The sequence below is a fragment of the Neobacillus sp. NRS-1170 genome (assembly GCF_050468025.1).
The window spans coordinates 122357-138741 of record NZ_JBITPF010000032.1; the positions used below are offsets into that span (position 1 = coordinate 122357).

General features: G+C 41.0%; 14 protein-coding genes. 2 read left to right on the forward strand and 12 right to left on the reverse strand.

The window, feature by feature from the left end; genetic code table 11:
* Window positions 1-24: 24 nt before the first annotated feature.
* Both ACIFOT_RS15330 and ACIFOT_RS15335 read right to left on the reverse strand, forming a co-directional pair.
* Window positions 25-1218, reverse strand: a complete 1194-nt coding sequence (locus ACIFOT_RS15330) for a M20 family metallopeptidase (protein WP_430065968.1) — start codon at window positions 1216-1218, stop codon at window positions 25-27.
* A 16-nt stretch (window positions 1219-1234) separates the two neighbouring features.
* Window positions 1235-2482, reverse strand: coding sequence for a Zn-dependent hydrolase (locus ACIFOT_RS15335; RefSeq protein ID WP_430065970.1), 1248 nt, complete (start codon window positions 2480-2482; stop codon window positions 1235-1237).
* A 276-nt stretch (window positions 2483-2758) separates the two neighbouring features.
* On the opposite strand from ACIFOT_RS15335, the gene ACIFOT_RS15340 reads away from it, so the two are divergent.
* The gene (locus tag ACIFOT_RS15340; protein ID WP_430065972.1) at window positions 2759-4618 is read left to right on the forward strand and encodes a helix-turn-helix domain-containing protein; all 1860 of its coding nucleotides are present in this window, start codon (window positions 2759-2761) and stop codon (window positions 4616-4618) included.
* Between the two features lie 41 nt (window positions 4619-4659).
* On the opposite strand, the gene ACIFOT_RS15345 is transcribed toward ACIFOT_RS15340, so the two are convergent.
* From ACIFOT_RS15345 to ACIFOT_RS15365, 5 genes are all read right to left on the reverse strand, one after another.
* A complete protein-coding gene (locus ACIFOT_RS15345; protein ID WP_430065974.1) occupies window positions 4660-5046 on the reverse strand; it encodes an EamA family transporter in 387 nt (128 codons plus the stop codon).
* Window positions 5047-5063: 17 nt separating this feature from the next.
* Window positions 5064-5495: an EamA family transporter gene (locus ACIFOT_RS15350; RefSeq protein ID WP_430065976.1), complete on the reverse strand. Its 432-nt coding sequence runs from the start codon at window positions 5493-5495 to the stop codon at window positions 5064-5066.
* Between the two features lie 263 nt (window positions 5496-5758).
* Window positions 5759-6697, reverse strand: coding sequence for a manganese-dependent inorganic pyrophosphatase (locus ACIFOT_RS15355; RefSeq protein ID WP_430065978.1), 939 nt, complete (start codon window positions 6695-6697; stop codon window positions 5759-5761).
* Between the two features lie 104 nt (window positions 6698-6801).
* Window positions 6802-7662: a GNAT family N-acetyltransferase gene (locus ACIFOT_RS15360; protein ID WP_430065980.1), complete on the reverse strand. Its 861-nt coding sequence runs from the start codon at window positions 7660-7662 to the stop codon at window positions 6802-6804.
* Window positions 7663-7681: 19 nt separating this feature from the next.
* On the reverse strand, window positions 7682-8935 hold the full coding sequence (locus ACIFOT_RS15365) for a GNAT family N-acetyltransferase (RefSeq protein WP_430065982.1): 1254 nt from the start codon (window positions 8933-8935) through the stop codon (window positions 7682-7684).
* Between the two features lie 158 nt (window positions 8936-9093).
* Here ACIFOT_RS15365 and ACIFOT_RS15370 point away from each other — a divergent pair, with 158 nt between their 5' ends.
* Window positions 9094-9708 (forward strand): TetR/AcrR family transcriptional regulator, encoded by a 615-nt coding sequence (locus tag ACIFOT_RS15370; RefSeq protein WP_430065984.1) that lies wholly within the window; start codon window positions 9094-9096, stop codon window positions 9706-9708.
* Between the two features lie 35 nt (window positions 9709-9743).
* Here the strand turns inward: ACIFOT_RS15370 and ACIFOT_RS15375 are convergent, their stop codons facing one another.
* The 5 genes from ACIFOT_RS15375 to ACIFOT_RS15395 form a co-directional block, all read right to left on the reverse strand.
* Window positions 9744-10955, reverse strand: a complete 1212-nt coding sequence (locus ACIFOT_RS15375) for an acyl-CoA dehydrogenase family protein (protein WP_430066051.1) — start codon at window positions 10953-10955, stop codon at window positions 9744-9746.
* Window positions 10956-11132: 177 nt separating this feature from the next.
* Entirely contained in the window at window positions 11133-12341 is a 1209-nt protein-coding gene (locus ACIFOT_RS15380) for an iron-containing alcohol dehydrogenase (protein WP_430065986.1), read from the reverse strand.
* Window positions 12342-12361: 20 nt separating this feature from the next.
* The gene (locus tag ACIFOT_RS15385; RefSeq protein WP_430065988.1) at window positions 12362-13885 is read right to left on the reverse strand and encodes an aldehyde dehydrogenase family protein; all 1524 of its coding nucleotides are present in this window, start codon (window positions 13883-13885) and stop codon (window positions 12362-12364) included.
* A gap of 26 nt (window positions 13886-13911) precedes the next feature.
* On the reverse strand, window positions 13912-14805 hold the full coding sequence (locus ACIFOT_RS15390) for a R2-like ligand-binding oxidase (protein WP_430065990.1): 894 nt from the start codon (window positions 14803-14805) through the stop codon (window positions 13912-13914).
* A gap of 23 nt (window positions 14806-14828) precedes the next feature.
* Window positions 14829-16349, reverse strand: a complete 1521-nt coding sequence (locus ACIFOT_RS15395; RefSeq protein ID WP_430065992.1) for a long-chain-fatty-acid--CoA ligase — start codon at window positions 16347-16349, stop codon at window positions 14829-14831.
* Window positions 16350-16385 lie beyond the last annotated feature (36 nt).

A 16385-nucleotide genomic window follows, 5' to 3' on the forward strand; every position in this document is an offset into this window, starting at 1 on the left:
TTTTTATATCTATGCTGCTTTGTTCTACAAACTTCTCCCCAAAAATTTAAATGTTGCATGTAGGAATGTTTTCACACCGATTTCGAGTGCATCTTCATCAATGGTGAAGCGCGCATGATGATGTGGATACGTAATTCCTTCCGCTTCGTTTCCTGCTCCGACATAGAAATAACAGCCTGGAGCTTTTTCCATAAAGGCCGAGAAATCTTCACCGCCCATATTTGGTCTCATCATATCAAGGGCTTCTTCACCAAAAACTTCTCTAACAGTTTCTTCAATGACAGCAGTAACTTCGTTGTTATTGATAACTGGACGATAGCCAAATTCATATTTTAAATCATAGGATCCTTCATGTGCTTCCGTGATCCCCTTCACGACACGTTCCATTTTTCCCGGAATCGATTCACGCAGTTTGGGATCGAGGGTTCGAACCGTACCCCAAAGTGTAACAGCCCCTGGAATAACATTATGCGTGGTACCGCCGAGAATTTGGGTTACAGAAATAACTAAGCTATCAAGCGGATCCGTATTCCTTGAGACGATGTGCTGCAGATTGGTTACAACCTGGGCCGCAATCGCGATAGAATCGATGGTTTGATGCGGCAGGGCAGCATGTCCGCCTTTACCCTTTACCGTAATCCAAAAAGTATCCGGAGCGGCCATCATTGGACCGTAAACCACGCCGACTTTGCCTATTTCCATTGGGGACCACAGATGTGTTCCAATTACTAAATCGACCCCATCCATTACACCAGCCTGAACCATTTCTTCAGCACCGCCAGGAAAAAGCTCTTCGGCATGCTGGAATAAGAAACGAACTTCCCCTTTAATTTGGTCCTTTAATCCAGAAAGAATTTTTGCCGTCCCAAGGAGCATCGCTGTATGTCCGTCATGACCGCATGCATGCATGACCCCTGGGTTTTTGGAGGCAAATTCAAATGTGTTTTCTTCCTCGATGGGAAGAGCATCCATGTCTGCACGAATCGCAAGAGTTTTTCCGGGTTGATTTCCTATCAATCGTGCCATGACACTTGTTTTTGTCGGCCTGGAAATTTCTAAGTTTCCAAATGAATGTAATGTATCAAAAATAAATTGCGCCGTATTTTCTTCATGAAATGAAACTTCCGGATTTTGATGTAAATGTCTTCTCCATGAAATGACCTGTTCCTTTAGATCACTTGCCAATTGATTTAGATTTGTTGTTGTATCTGTACTCATTGAAATCATCTCCAATTTATTTCATTGTTGCATTAATTTTTTGGACAGCCAGTTTCAGAACTGTTTGATAGAGGACATTCGCTCCGTCTACACAGTCTTCTTTAGAGCTCCATTCAGCCGGATCATGGCTTATGCCATTCTTGGAACGGATGAAGATCATCCCCATTGGACATAAATCCATTAATTGCATCCCGTCATGTCCTGCCCCGCTAAGGAGAAAATGAACCTTAAGCCCAAGTGTTTCAAATGCTTCATTTGCTGCATTTTTGATAAGGTCGGAGCATGGTGCAGGTGCAACTCGCTGCAGGTCTTCAATGGTTAATTTAACACCTTGATTGTCACAGATCTTTGCTGCTGCTTTTCTTATTTGATTTTCCACCCCGTCTCGGACAGTCTCATCAATATCCCGTAAATCTAATGAGAATTCAACATGGCCGGGAATGATGTTGATTCCACCAGGTAATACTTGAACTTGTCCAACAGTCCCCACTGTCGTTCCTGTTTTCGAAGCTTCCTCTTCGATCACCAGCATCACTCTTGCCGCTGCTGTTAATGCATCATGCCTGATTGGCATTGGAGTCGCACCAGCGTGGCCAACCTCTCCTTCAAAAATAAACTTGAGCCATAACGGGCCGGCAAGTCCGGAGACAATTCCTGTTGAAAGATTCAAACCCTCGAGGACTTTCCCCTGCTCAATATGAAGCTCCACATACGCTTTGACATCCTCAGGCTTTCGGGCTGCTTTGCCGATTTCATCAGGGTTAAGACCACTGGAGACGAACGCTTCCGCGATCGAAATACCTTGTTTATCCTTATTAAGCAGCTCCTCCTGTGTCAAGGTACCAGCGATTCCGCTGCTGCCAATCATACCAAAGCTGAATCTTGCTCCCTCTTCATCGGTAAAAGCAATGACTTCAATTGGATGTTCTGTATTAATCCCTTCATCATTCATAACTTGCAACGCTTCAACAGCAGCCAGAACTCCCAATGGTCCATCGAAATTGCCCCCATTAAAGACGGAATCAACATGGGAACCAGTAAGAACCACTGGAGCATCCGGATTCAATCCTTCTTTTCTCCCAATCAAGTTTCCAACTTCATCTTCCCGAACTTCTAATCCCGCTTCTTTCATAAAGGAAGCAACCAGGTTCTTTGCCTCTCTTTCCTCCTGAGTAAAAGACAAACGTGTGACTCCCCCGGATTCTGTTTTCCCTACTTCGCTCAGGAGCTGTAATCGGCTCCATAATCTTTCTGCGTTTATCAAGGCTCTATCCTTTCTGCCAAATCTTTTTTATCACTTTAATGGACTGGCGTGTATTTTTTATGTATTTATAATTATAAAACTTATCTGAATATTTTTTATGTTTTTTTACACAAAATTTTAAACAAACAATTTGTGAAAAAACACAAAAATTATTGTCGAATATCCCTTTTCCTTATTATACCTTATAAAAATCACACAATTACAAATATTATTTGTTAGAATAGATAATAGAAATGGATTTAAGATTATTTTTGAAGAATAGATAGGAGGTGCATCATGAAGGAAACTCTTAGCCATCGACAGCTGCAGTCATTAATACATGTTTCCAATGTTTTAAACTCATCCTTGAATATCGATATTATTATTAACTCAATTATGGTTCAAACCATCTCTGTCATTGATGCTGCCCATGGAGGCGTATTATTTATCTATGATCCAAAAGAAGATGTACTCATTCCAAAGTCTGACAGCAATTTTAAATCTGAAATTTCAAATGTGAGGCTAAAACCGGGCGAGTCAATGACAGGTCTAGCTTTCACTGCACAGAAATGCTTGATTTTTCATAACAGGACGGAAGTAGAAAAAGCAACCGCCACCCTGTCCGAAAAGAACCATGCACTGATGCTTAAAACCATCCCAACAGTCCCTTATTCAACCATTTGCGCCCCTATCCTGTTAAAAGGGGATTGTATAGGAGTGATTACGCTTGATTCTTTCGACCCGTCGGTTCACTTCATTCCGGAGGATATTAATCTATTAACCGCGATTGCCCATCAAGCGGCCGTTGCCTTGGAAAAAGCCGGTCTTTACCGTGAGCAGGAAAAGACTGTAAGACAGCTGGAATCATTAAATAATACCATTTCACAACAAAACGAGATGCTTTCCCGTTCTGTGGATATCCATAATCAGCTCGCGAGACTGGTTTTAAATGGTGAAGGACTTGATTCGATTATTTCTTATTTGCACGTTACGACCGGCCACACGGTATTGCTGTTTGATGATCTTGCCGAGCTGATTTCTTCTGCCTTTCAGGAAAATCTGGGAAATACTGACTTATTAGCTATTAAAAAAATGGCACAGGAATCGATTAAGACACCTGGGACTCCCCGTTCTTTTAATGAAATATCCATAAATGAGAGGAATCAATGTTTAACAGTTCTCCCAGTCGGGGCAAAGACGACACTTTTTGGCTCTCTGGTCATTGTTGCACCTGAAAAAATGCGCGAAGTGGATATTGCCGCATTGGAGCATGCTTGTACCGTTATCGCGCTAGAGTTAGTAAAAGAACAAGCCATTTTTGATGCACAAGAAAGAATAAATGATCAATTTATCGACGTCCTCTTTTCCGGCAAAATGGACGACACGATTCTTCAAAAAACAAAACAGATGGATTTCGACCCTATGGGGGACTATATGGCACTCATCATTCGGCTTGACGAATCCGATAATATTCCAAAACGGAACAGTATTATCCGCCATCTGGTCCAACTTGCCAACCGTGTATTTTTAAAAAATTTCTTAAAGGGGATAGCTGCTAGGAATCAAGATCAAATCGTCATCCTTTTAACTTTTCAGCAAAAGGTATCTGCCTCTTATGCTCATCATCAAGTAAAAGAGCTTGTATCGAAATTCCAGCAGGAAATTCAATTAAAAAATTGGGGAACGACCGTCTCAATCGGGATTGGCAGGATTCATTCAAGTTTATTGAAGGTAACCAAATCTTTGCAGGAAGCGGCGAAATGTCTGCAATTCCTCCGGAGTTTCAGAGGGAAAAACCAGGTTATCAGTTATAAAGATCTCGGTGTCCAACGGCTTCTGCTTCAAAACAGCGAGGAAGAACTAACTGATTTTATAAGAGAGGTACTAGGTCCATTAATTGATTATGACCAATCCCGGAAAGGGGAACTCCTTCCATCTCTGTTTGCTTACCTCGAACACAATCAAAATGCTAAGGAAGCGGCAGAAGCAATCCATGTTCATACGAATACTTTAATGTACCGGTTAAAAAGAATCGAAGATATCCTGTCAACGGATTTTTCGGACAACCAGCAATTCTTGAATATCCATCTGGCTGTAAACCTTTATCCGTTTATGAAAGACAAACTGCAAGAAAATAAGTACATTTCCGTTCTATAAAAAATGGGCGCACCAGGATTCAGGTGCGCCCATTTTTTACTTTATACGACTGTAATAATAATTCCGAGAATAGTAATCACACATGCTGTAAGCTTGGCAGGAGTAATTCGTTCGTTAAAATAAAGCCAAGCGAGAAATACGGCAAATAATGGTGATGTGAAAGCAAGAGAAACAACGAGTGTGCCATCAGCAAATTTGAGTGCTGTAAAAAGACAGATCCACTGGATAATAACAGTTATCCCCCGTATACTCAAATGGCCGTGGAGGCTGGGAAACCATATTTTAGGACGGTAAATAAGATATGTACAAAGCGCAATTCCACAAGATCTGTAGAAATAAAGGGTAACCGGATTGATCCATTCGTGTATCAAAAGCTGCTGTGAAGGTACCGTGCTGACACCGAAAGTTACGGCAGAAGCGATCCCCAACAAATTCCCAGGCTTTGTTAACTCTTTTTAAACGGAGTTAGTGGGTTTGGCCCCTTTAAGTTTAAGAAATAGACCCCTACTATAATAAACAAAACAGACACAAGAACAAATGGATGAAAACCATATAAAAAAGTATTGGGCATAAACGTAAAGAGCGGTGTCAGTGCCATATACACTGACAGAACCGAAACCTCGATACGCTCCATTGTTTTGAAAAACAAAATATTCCCTAACATATCGAGGAAAATAACCCCAACCAGCAAAGTAATAGAAACAGGATTGGCCTTAAATGAGTAAAGCCACGGCAAAGAAAGTCCCAGCAGGAAATCGATGTAGGCAAATGATGAAACGATAAAGCTGTTATTATCTTTCATCTCGGTAACAATTTTTTTTGCATAAAGTGCATTTACCGCATTAAAAAATGAACTAATAAGCGACAAGAAAATCAAAGCTCTTCCACCTTTTTAAAAAAGTTTTTCAAAAATTTCGATATTCTAAATATTTTATAGATTACAATAAAACTTTTAGAATGAAAAAAAGGAATTTTAAATTTTTCAATAAATATTTGGAAATAAAATTCCAAATTATGAACAAAATAGAATTTAAATAGTGGATGGGATATTACAGAGGGAGGCTTTTCCGCCTGGTTTATTAACGAATTAAACCAAGTAAAAAACCGCTCATGCTTTTTGTAAGCATGAACGGTTTTTTACTACAACTCACCTTTATTGAAAATATCGGTTAAGACAGGAACAATTTGTTTTTTACGGGAAACAACACCTTTTAAGGTTGCGGTGTTATTAGAAAGTGTCACATTATAAGCTTTTTCTACAGCAGCAGTTTTGCTTCCAAGAGCTAAGCCAATTGAATCGTTTGTTAAAATATCTGTTACGACAAATAAGAATAAATCAAGGTTCTTTTCTTCAATTTTTTGAGAAATAGCAGCTTCTAATTCCTCTTGTCTAGCAAGTACATCAGCCGTGTCAACTACATTCACCTGCGCAATTTCCACTTTGCTTGCGCCCATTTCAAAGCCTTTAGCATCTAGGCTTAAAAGTTCTTCAATTGATTTATCCCTAACATCTGCACCAGCTTTAAGCATTTCTAATCCGTAGCTTTCCGCATCAACACCAGCGATTTCTGCCAATTCACGTGCAGCAGCCACGTCTTCTTGTGTGCATGTTGGTGATTTGAATAACAAGGAATCAGAAATAATCGCTGAAAGCATTAGTCCGGCAATCTCAGGTTTAATTTCCTTACCATTTTCCTTGTACATTTTATTTAAAATAGTTGCTGTACAGCCAACTGGCTCGCAGCGATAGTATAAAGGATCACTTGTTTCAAAGTTGGCAATCCGGTGGTGGTCGATTACTTCTATTACACGAACATCAGTAATATCGTTTGCACTTTGCTGGCGCTCATTATGGTCAACTAAGATAACGGAGTTGACTTCGGAAGCCACGGCTTCAACTAAACGTGGAACCTCAGCATTGAATTTATCAAGCGCAAATTGCGTTTCGCCATTAATTTGGCCAAGACGGATAGGTTCAACTTCTAACCCTAGCTGTGTTTTTAAGTCTGCATAGGCGATCGCAGAACAAATTGAATCTGTGTCTGGATTTTTATGTCCGAAAATCAGTACTTTTTCCATTTTTATAACTCCTAATCGTATTAAAGTATGTAAGACCGCCTCATCAAATGAACATGGCCCTAATGGAAATTATATAATAATACGATTTAGGTTTCAAAAAAAATTTATTCGGTGATTTTTTTTAACATTTGAACCTGCTCTGTTGTTTTATTAAATCCATGCTCCATAAGGTATTGAATAACAGGATTGGACATGGATCCATTGATGATCGTGAAGTTTACCGGATCACCGGCATTTTCAGTGATCGCGGCCAAAATGGCATTTATGTTTAAAGTATTCACTTCTTCTAAAAGTTCCAACTGATATAAAAATACCTTCTCTAGGTGACCATTTTGGTTCCACACTTTCTTATACAAGCCATATCCCTGGGGATTTCCTTCCTCATCATAATAAACTTGTGCTTCACCGGCCTTCACGCTTTGCCATTGGCATTGCCATGGGACATTTTCTTTATAAAAAGGAAGAAGTGGGAGCTTTTCAGGGCGGATCGATTCTGCTTGAATTGTATTCACGTCCGTAACCTTAGGCGTTCCGCTTAAGAAAACAAGTGAATCCGTAATTTCATAACCATACCTTTGGTATAATCGAATTGCTTTCTCATTTTCCTTTATCGCTTCAAGCGTGGCAGCTTCGACCCCATTTTCCTGATAAATTTTTAAGGTTTCTTCCATTAATAGTTGGGAAACACCCTTCCCTCGGTATTCCGGAGCTATTCCCGTTCCGCCATTCCAAGCTGTTTTTTTATCGTTAACAGTCCGAAACCCATTCATCACGATGGCAACAGAATTATCCTGATCAAATGCAACAATGGAATGGTTTAATGAAAGACCTTCATTTACTAAACGATTGAAGAAATGCTCGGGAGTCATTTCAATTTGGACAAAATAACCTTCAAATCCTCGGTTCCAGGCAGTAACCGCCTCTTGAATGGTGCATTCGGTTAATTTTTTCAAAGAAATTTGCATTCCTTTTCCCCCTCCTCTACTAAAATAAAGAAATACTTCTAGGTTTTTCGATTGAGAAAAACAGACGGTTCATTGTCTCTAAATACTCGGAATTTGATATTTCTGTTCTTCCTAGTAAATATAGCTCTTTAAAGGTTACAACCCCCATGAGCATGGAAGAAAAATCAGATACATCCAATGAGATTTTAACATCATAATCACCATTTGAAGCAATTTCCAACCAGCCGTTATGAGCATGGAGGATTAACTCGATATTGTTTTGCGGCAAAAATGTATCTTTAATCTTAAGTTTTACCTTCGCCGATACATGGTTGAAATTATGATCCTTTAAATCTTCAAATATTCCATGAACATTAATGATGCGATACATTAATCCTACCCCTGAGAGGTTGGTTTCATGGTATACGCTTGGGAGAAGATTATGAGAACCATTACGTGGATCTTCGATCAAAAAGTGGACATACTCTTCTTGAGTATTCCATACAATTCGGTTTACCTGGTCCGCTTGGGTATGAAGAAAGGTGCTTATTTCTAACAAGGCTTCTGGCGTTTCGTAAATCATTTCTTTGATGACTAAGTCATTGTATACAAAATTGGTTTGGCTCCTTTTTTCAAATGAAAACTGGATATAGCCTTTAATTTCACTATTGTCTTCATATCCAATGATTCTGATTTCAGGATTTTTAAACATCCCTTCTAATTCCGCATCGGTCTTATAAAACATTCCATGGGTTTTTAGCGCATACCTTGAATAACAATCTCTTACTTTCTCTTTATCAATTAAACTCAAAAACCTAAGCCTAGATTTACTCGGACCTAGCGGGAAGCTATCTGGAGTGATTCGATACTGGTGCATTTTTGGGCCATAGCCAAACCCCATCTTTTTGTAAAAATCAGGCCGAAATGGGTACAGAAGCACCATATTTATTCCCTTATCTAAAAAGAAACTTAGAAAATATTCAAGGAGCTCCTTAGCAGCTTTTTCTTTTTTATGTAAAAGATCGACTGCTACAAGCCCAACTCCCCCTACAGAAATGAAATTTCCGAAAAGGTTCATTTGATAGTAATGAAGCCTCATCCCTCCCAATAATCTGTCATTTCTAAACAAGCCGAAAAAATCGAGGGATTCATCTTGGTCCTGTCGCTCGCTAAATCTTTTTATAGTGGCTTCTTTCATCTCTTCTATTGGCTGCATTATCCCAGGATAAGCATTTGTCACGATATCTACGAATTCCTTTAATTCTTCGTTATTTATTTTTCGAATCTCACTCATCGTTTCCCTCCGGTCTAAAACCGACTATTCAGTCTATTTTTATTAAATCAAATCCATTACCCTTTTTCAATATTTTCTGAAAAAAAACTTTCATTACATTTTGACATATTTTTTGTTAAGATTAGTCTTAGTCAATTATCTTTTGGGGGAGGATGTTTATGCCACCAGTAGTTTCCGATAAATATAAACAAGAAAAGAAAGAGGCAATCCTCAAGAGTGCCTTCGAATGTTTTGCTGAAAAAGGATTTCAAGTTGCCACCATTGACGATATCGTGGCCCATTCCAAAATCAGTAAAGGGGCCATTTATAATTATTTTAACTCGAAGGATGATATTTACATTGAATTAATGAATCAACATACCACTGAGAATATTACTTCGCTAAAACACGAACTCGAAAAATTGGCTGACACAAGAGAAAAGCTGGATTATTTTTTCTATCTATATAGTAACCTTGATCAACACCCTCAATTTTCGAATTCAACCCGGGTACATATCGAATTTTGGCTGTATTCCACTAGAAAAAACGAACTACGCGATATCATGCTGGCTCGATATGAAGTTTATAAAAACCTTTTTAAAAATATTTTAAAGGAAGGAATCGAAAAAGGGGAAATCTCAACAAGCGTTAATCCAGATGAACTATCCTTCATATTCTGGGGAGTTATTGATGGCATCTCATTGCATTATGCCATGTTATTAGACCAATATCCTTATCAAAAAGTCTATAAGGAAATAAAAGATCTAATTTATGTTAAATTAGGATTTAACTAAAAACCCATTATGATAGCCATAATGGGTTTTACATTTTACTTTACCGTTTCCTTTACTACTTCAAACGGCCATGCTGGAAGTGTGTTTGATAATGGCTTGTCCTCACGGTAGCCTAAAACATATTCCGCCTGCATAACAGTATGAATTTCACGAGTTCCTTCATAAATAACTGGCGCCTTAGCATTTCTTAAATAACGCTCTACCGGGTACTCATTGGAGAATCCATATGCCCCGTGGATTTGTACTGCATCATTTGCGGCTTCCCAAGCATAATCACAAGCCTGCCATTTTGCTAGAGAAGTTTCGCGTGTATTTCGTTTCCCTTGATTTTTTAACCAGCCGGCTCTAAATACAAGTAAACGTGATTGCTGAAGGCCCGCCTCCATTTTGGCAATCATTTGCTGCACAAGCTGGTGCTTGCCGATTTCTTTTCCAAAAGTACTTCTTTCGTGACAATATTTTAAGCTGGCTTCTAAGCTGGCCATGATGGTGCCGCATGCACCTGCTGCCACGGTAAATCTGCCGTTATCTAGCGCAGACATGGCAATTTTAAAGCCTTCCCCTTCTTGTCCAAGTAAATTTTCTTTCGGGATTCTTACATTGTCAAAAAAGAGTTCTCCCGTATTTCCCGCACGAATTCCCAGTTTACCTTTAATCGCTTTTGAAGAAAATCCTTCCCATTTCCGCTCTACAATAAATGCGGATATTCCGTGATGTTTTTTGCTCTTATCAGTGTATGCAAACACTAAAAAGTGATCGGCTACATCACAAAGGGAAATCCAAGTTTTGGACCCATTTAATATGTAATAATCGCCTTCTCTAACGGCTGCTGTTTGCATCGCTGCAACGTCTGATCCGGCATTTGGCTCGGTTAATCCAAAGGCACCAACCTTTTCACCTCTAGCTTGTGGTGTAAGGTACTTTTGCTTTTGCTCTTCATTGCCCCATTGCAGCAATGTCATGCTGTTAAGACCTGTGTGAACAGATACCGCTGTACGGAAGGCCGTATCCCCTCTTTCCAATTCCTCGCAGACAATGGCTAAAGCGTTGTAATCCATGCCGCTGCCGCCGTATTGCTCGGGAATGCAAACACCCATTAGGCCCAAATCAGCCAAATGAGTTAGAATTGACGATTCAAAATGCTGTTTTTCATCCCATTCACGAATATATGGATTAATTTCCTTGTCTACAAACTGTCTTACTGTTTTTCTTAATAATTCTTGTTCCTCTGTAAGTGAAAAATCCATCATTGTGCTGTTCCTCCTGAGTATATTGTATGTTTAATTTTGAGAATCCCTGGTTTATTTGCGAATCTGGACAACTTAATTGTGAATCTAACCCATTTATTTGCGAATTGACCTGGTTTATTTGCGAATTACCCGAGCCAGCAAATTTCTTCAAAAAGCTGGCCGGGTTTCACCAAATTACTTAACCGTCAGCGGAACAACCTTTTGCCCAATCGCTGCAATCAATTCCTTTGGCATTGGGAAGCTTAAGGCTGCCGGGTCCTTCATGACAGCTGGAATCGTCTGCAGCAGTGCTTCTTCCGAAATATTGTATTCTTTAAAATCAGCTGGCAGGCCGCACTTTTTCTGGAGCAAGCGAATTTTCTCCACAACCTTAGATAAAGCTGTTTCAGGGGAATCTCCCTTCAAATCTAAATTTAAGGCTTGTGCCAGTTCAGCCGCCTTTGGCAAATACAGCTGCGGGACCAGTTCCATGACCACCGGTAAGAACACAGCGTTTGCCAAGCCATGCGGGATTCGGAATAACGCACCATAAGCGTGGGCCATATTATGAACTGGAATCGCGTTTAAAGCAAAGCTGAAGGCAGTAATTCCCATTAAACTCGCCTGCAGCAGATCCATCCGGGCATCAAGGTTCCCGCCATCGTATACTGCCACCGGAAGATTTTTCTCAATTAAGCGAATCGCATGAAGGGCATAAGCATCGGTCAAACCTGTCGCTGTCGGTGATGCCAGTGCCTCAATCGCATGTGTTAAAGCATCAAATCCGGTAAAGGCGGTAATGAATGGCGGAAGACCGACAGTTAAATCCGGATCTAAGACCGCCATATCGGCACTTATAAACGGATTGATGATATTCGTCTTCATTTGAATGTCTTCATTATAAATAACCGCAATTGGCGACACCTCTGAGCCGGTACCCGCTGTCGTCGGAATGGCAATATGCGGAATTGGGATATAGTTCGCCTTTGGAAAAGACTCATACAATAATCCGCCAGGAATGGCCTCTTTAATGTCGGAAAGCCCTTTATGGAGTGCGTACTTCACACCTTTAACAGTATCAAGTACACTTCCGCCGCCAACTGCAAGCAAGCTATCTGCCCCGACTTCCTTTGCATATCGGACCGCATCATTAATGCAACGGCTTTCCGCATCCTGCGCAATGTCAAGATACGTTCCAACTAGCTGCGGGCCGCTGCCATGACCAGTTAACTCAAAAATAGATGCTACTTTTTCGACAATACCTGCTTTTTCTAAGCCTCTATCGCTTAAAAGAAGAACACGTTGGGCACCAAGCCCGGCGAACAAACTCGGTACCATGGCCCGTGAATTTGAACCGCTGTAAATTCCAGTACGTAACATGAACTGTGATAAGGTTGTTTTCATCTTAAATCCTCACCTCTTCATTAGTTTTGGCCGAATAAAATACCGTACCAATTACGTCTTTCAAGCTCTGGGGTCATGGAGGTGTGAACATGCTTCACTTGTGTATAGGCATCTAGTGAATGCTGCCCCATTTCCCGTCCGATGCCGCTTTGTTTATATCCGCCGAACGGAGCATCACTTCGAAGCATATGCCAGTCATTGATCCAAACCACTCCTGCTTGAAGCTTTCTTGCAACCTCATACGCCTTGTTTACGTCACGGGTCCAAACACCGGCAGCTAAGCCATAAATCGTATCATTTGCCATTTTAATCGCTTCATCTAAATCTGAATAACGGATCACAGATAGTACAGGTCCGAAAATTTCTTCTTCAGCAATTTTCATATTGTTAGTTACATTGGTAAAAATCGTTGGCTCGATAAAATGACCTTCTTCACAGCCTGACACCTTCACTTCTTTACCGCCGCAAACTATTGTTGCTCCTTCTTTCTTTCCAGCTTCAATGTAAGAGAGAATGGTTTCTTTTTGCTTTTTCGAAATGACAGGTCCAACATCCGTTGCAGGATCAAGCGGATTTCCGAGCTTTATTTTTCCAGCCAAGGCCACAAGTCCTTCTACGACCTGGTCATAAAGCTTATCAGGTACAAATAACCGGGTACCGGATTCACATAACTGACCGGAATGAAGGAATACGCCAAACAAACTTCCAGGGAGGGCGATACTTAGGTCGGCATCTTCTAAAATAATATTTGGCGATTTTCCTCCAAGCTCTAAGGTAGTATTTTTGATCGTCCCTGCGGCAAGTCCCATAATTCTTCTGCCAACCTCGGTTGATCCTGTAAAGGCAACCTTGTCAACCTTTGGATGTGTCACAAGAGCCTCACCTACTTCTGCACCAGGACCTGCCACAACGTTAATGACGCCTGGTGGCACGACGGCTGAGATAATTTCTGCTAGTTTCAAAGTAGAAAGCGGGGTATAGCTTGCAGGCTTAATCACAATGGTGTTCCCCATAGCCAGTGCCGGAGCAATCTTCCATGTCGCGATCACCATTGGCAGATTCCAAGGGGTGATGGCTGCACAAACGCCAATAGGCTCTCTCCAGATAAAGTTATGGGCCGGACCAGGGAATGGGGGAACTGGCAGAGTCTCAGAAAAAGGATATTCTAACGTAAATTTTGCCAGTGTTTGAAATAAATCAACCATTTGTAAAATATCGCTGCTGCCAATCCGGCGTACAGTTCCACCTGAACTAATTGCTTCCAAGTACGCCAATTCTTCTGCGTTCGCAGCGATTTGATAGGAAATAGCATAGAGAACATTTGCCCGATCCTTTGGCTTCATACTTTTCCAATCACCCTGGTCAAAGGCATCACGTGCTGCTTTCACAGCAAGTTCCACGTCAGCCGGCGTACCTTTTGCAACCTTAGCTACCAGCTCACCCGTTGCTGGGTTGAACACATCAAACATTTCCTGGCTGCGAGCTTGCTCCCACTTTCCGTTTATAAAGTGGGGAAATGTTGGTACCTCTACCTTTACAGTCATGTAAATCCTCCTTAGTTATATTTTCATTACAGAACCCCTATCTCACTGTCTGTTACTCTATAAATCTCTTCGATTTTTTTACCTTTCGCTCTTGCTAATACTTCCATCCGGACTGATAGTTGTTTTAGAGTAAAATTCATGACATCATCAGGATTTCCTCCGAACGAGCTTACATCCCTTCCTGCAATTCCTTCCTGATTTAACCGAATAGCTAACGGAGTCAGTTCTGCCATTTTGTCTGCAACAAAATCAAAGAGATGTGGATGTTCACAAATCAATCTTTGTAAAAGGAAGGTGCCATAGCCGATATGTCTTGACTCATCCTTCTTTAAATTTCCTACTCCTTCGAGCAGGCCTGGCATAATATTAGACTTTTCTAACGCCTCATAGAACGAGTAATATCCCGTTTCTGCTAATACGCCTTCAACAAACATGTTGTAAACGACAGATGCCTCAGCTATCGCTTCTGGAGACTGGTCGGTTACAAGGCGTTCCATCGTCGTTGGGAGGAGTTCATAGAAAATCTTTTGATATGTTTCTGTATGGAAATGGGAAAGATCCCCTCGTTCGCCTAGAGCATTTAACACAAGACGGAAAAATTCGGTGTGCTTGGCTTCCTCAAATAAAAAGGTCGTTAGAAACATTTCTTCTTCTAGACGGCCTTCTTTAGCAATTGCCATAATTAGTGGTAGAAGATCGAGCGTTACCGCCTCTTCCCCTGCCTGGAATTGCGAAATCAGCCTTAGGATATCCTGTTTTTGTTCAGCATTAAGGGTTTTCCAATCTCGTTGATCCTGGCTAAAATCGATATCGGCCGGATTCCAAGTTCCCAACCTCTTTGCTTTTTGATAAAGACGATAAGGGAAAGAATCTTCAAGTAAACCTCGTTTGCTTGTAGTTAAAATGGTTCTTTTTTCCATTTAATTTTTCCTCCTTTTTATCTTTAGGGTTTGATTACAATATCCGCAGCCGCTTTACGCAAATGTGTTTTCAAGATTTTCCCTACCCCATTTCGAGGCAAGGATTCAAGAAACACGACTCTTCTAGGTGTTTTGTTTTTGGCGAGATGGTCCTGGCAATAACGGATTACTTCCTCCTCCGTCACATCATTACCCGGTTTCCTGACAACGCAGGCGACCATTTCTTCGCCCATTCGCTCATCCGGGACTCCGACAACTGCAGCTTCAAACACTTGTTCATGAGCATTGAGAATTTCTTCGACATCACGCGGGTAAACATTAAAGCCGCCACGTATAATTAAATCCTTTTTCCGGTCGACAATGTATACATAGCCGTCCTCATCAATCCGGGCCATGTCCCCGGTATATAACCATGATTCCTTTAACACTCGATGTGATTCTTCCGGATTCTGGTAGTATCCTGGCGTCACATTATCACCGCGAACGATTAATTCGCCCACTTCGCCTAATGGAAGCTCTTCACCAATTTCATTCACAATCTTCACTTCTACCCCCGGAATCGGAATGCCGACCGAACCTGGTTTGATTTTATAGCCTTTTCTGTGGGCAGTGACTACTGGTGCTGCTTCTGATAACCCATAGCCTTCATAAACCTTTGCTCCAAACTTTTGTTCAAATGCATTTATTAAAGCGACAGGAAGCGGTGCTGATCCTGAACCTACTGACTCCAAGCTCGAAGTGTCATATCGGGCAGCTTCTGGATAGGAAACTAAGGCGTGAATCATCGCAGGAACAGCAGAAAAAGTTTTAACACCATATTTTTCAATCGCGCTAAAAACCGCTTTAACATCAAAGCTGGAGAAAACCACAATCGAGCTTCCCGTCAAGAAGCATACATTTGAAACCGTCAGTCCATAGACATGCGCAAGCGGCAGAACCCCAAGTGTAGTTCCTCGCTCTGTATCATTATGTTTAGCGGAATTCGCTGCATTGGAAAAGAGATTTTTATGGGTTAAGAGAACGCCTTTTGGATTACCAGTAGTACCAGATGTATATAAAATAACTGCTGTATCTTCTGGGTTCACTTCACCAAACTCACGCGCCTCACCCTGCGCCAATACATCATAAAAGTTTTTCGCTTGGTCATTTGATGGCTGATCAACCACAATTAACTGAGGTTTTGACGGCAATCCGTCTAAAGCTTTTTCAACATTTTGAAGAACATAGGAGGAAGTTATAACTGCTTTAGCCCCTGAATTTAAGGCAATGTAATGAAGCTCTTTTGGATGAAGAGTGAACATAACCGGAACGATGATTGCACCCGCCCTGGTAATTCCCTGATAGGCAAAAAGGACTTCGGGACAATTGGGCATGCAGACTATAACCCGGTCGTCTTTAACAATGCCAAGAGTTTGTAATCCGTTGGCAAATTGGTCAGCAAATTGTTTCGTTTCCACATTTGTAAAAGCCTTATCCTTGAAAAATAATAGCGGATACTCCCCAAACTCAGCGATATTGGTCTCTAGCAGGTCCTTTAACTTCATTAAATCCTCTCCTATTTAAAAAATGAAAGAATTCCC

What these genes read in the sequence shown, in the direction of transcription:
- ACIFOT_RS15330 (WP_430065968.1), bottom strand. Translation starts at nt 1,218, where the DNA reads ATGAGTACAGATACAACAACAAATCTAAATCAATTGGCAAGTGATCTA.
- ACIFOT_RS15395 (WP_430065992.1), bottom strand. Translation starts at nt 16,349, where the DNA reads ATGAAGTTAAAGGACCTGCTAGAGACCAATATCGCTGAGTTTGGGGAG.
- ACIFOT_RS15375 (WP_430066051.1), bottom strand. Translation starts at nt 10,955, where the DNA reads ATGGATTTTTCACTTACAGAGGAACAAGAATTATTAAGAAAAACAGTA.
- ACIFOT_RS15380 (WP_430065986.1), bottom strand. Translation starts at nt 12,341, where the DNA reads ATGAAAACAACCTTATCACAGTTCATGTTACGTACTGGAATTTACAGC.
- ACIFOT_RS15390 (WP_430065990.1), bottom strand. Translation starts at nt 14,805, where the DNA reads ATGGAAAAAAGAACCATTTTAACTACAAGCAAACGAGGTTTACTTGAA.
- ACIFOT_RS15355 (WP_430065978.1), bottom strand. Translation starts at nt 6,697, where the DNA reads ATGGAAAAAGTACTGATTTTCGGACATAAAAATCCAGACACAGATTCA.
- ACIFOT_RS15360 (WP_430065980.1), bottom strand. Translation starts at nt 7,662, where the DNA reads ATGCAAATTTCTTTGAAAAAATTAACCGAATGCACCATTCAAGAGGCG.
- ACIFOT_RS15340 (WP_430065972.1), top strand. Translation starts at nt 2,759, where the DNA reads ATGAAGGAAACTCTTAGCCATCGACAGCTGCAGTCATTAATACATGTT.
- ACIFOT_RS15365 (WP_430065982.1), bottom strand. Translation starts at nt 8,935, where the DNA reads ATGAGTGAGATTCGAAAAATAAATAACGAAGAATTAAAGGAATTCGTA.
- ACIFOT_RS15370 (WP_430065984.1), top strand. Translation starts at nt 9,094, where the DNA reads ATGCCACCAGTAGTTTCCGATAAATATAAACAAGAAAAGAAAGAGGCA.
- ACIFOT_RS15385 (WP_430065988.1), bottom strand. Translation starts at nt 13,885, where the DNA reads ATGACTGTAAAGGTAGAGGTACCAACATTTCCCCACTTTATAAACGGA.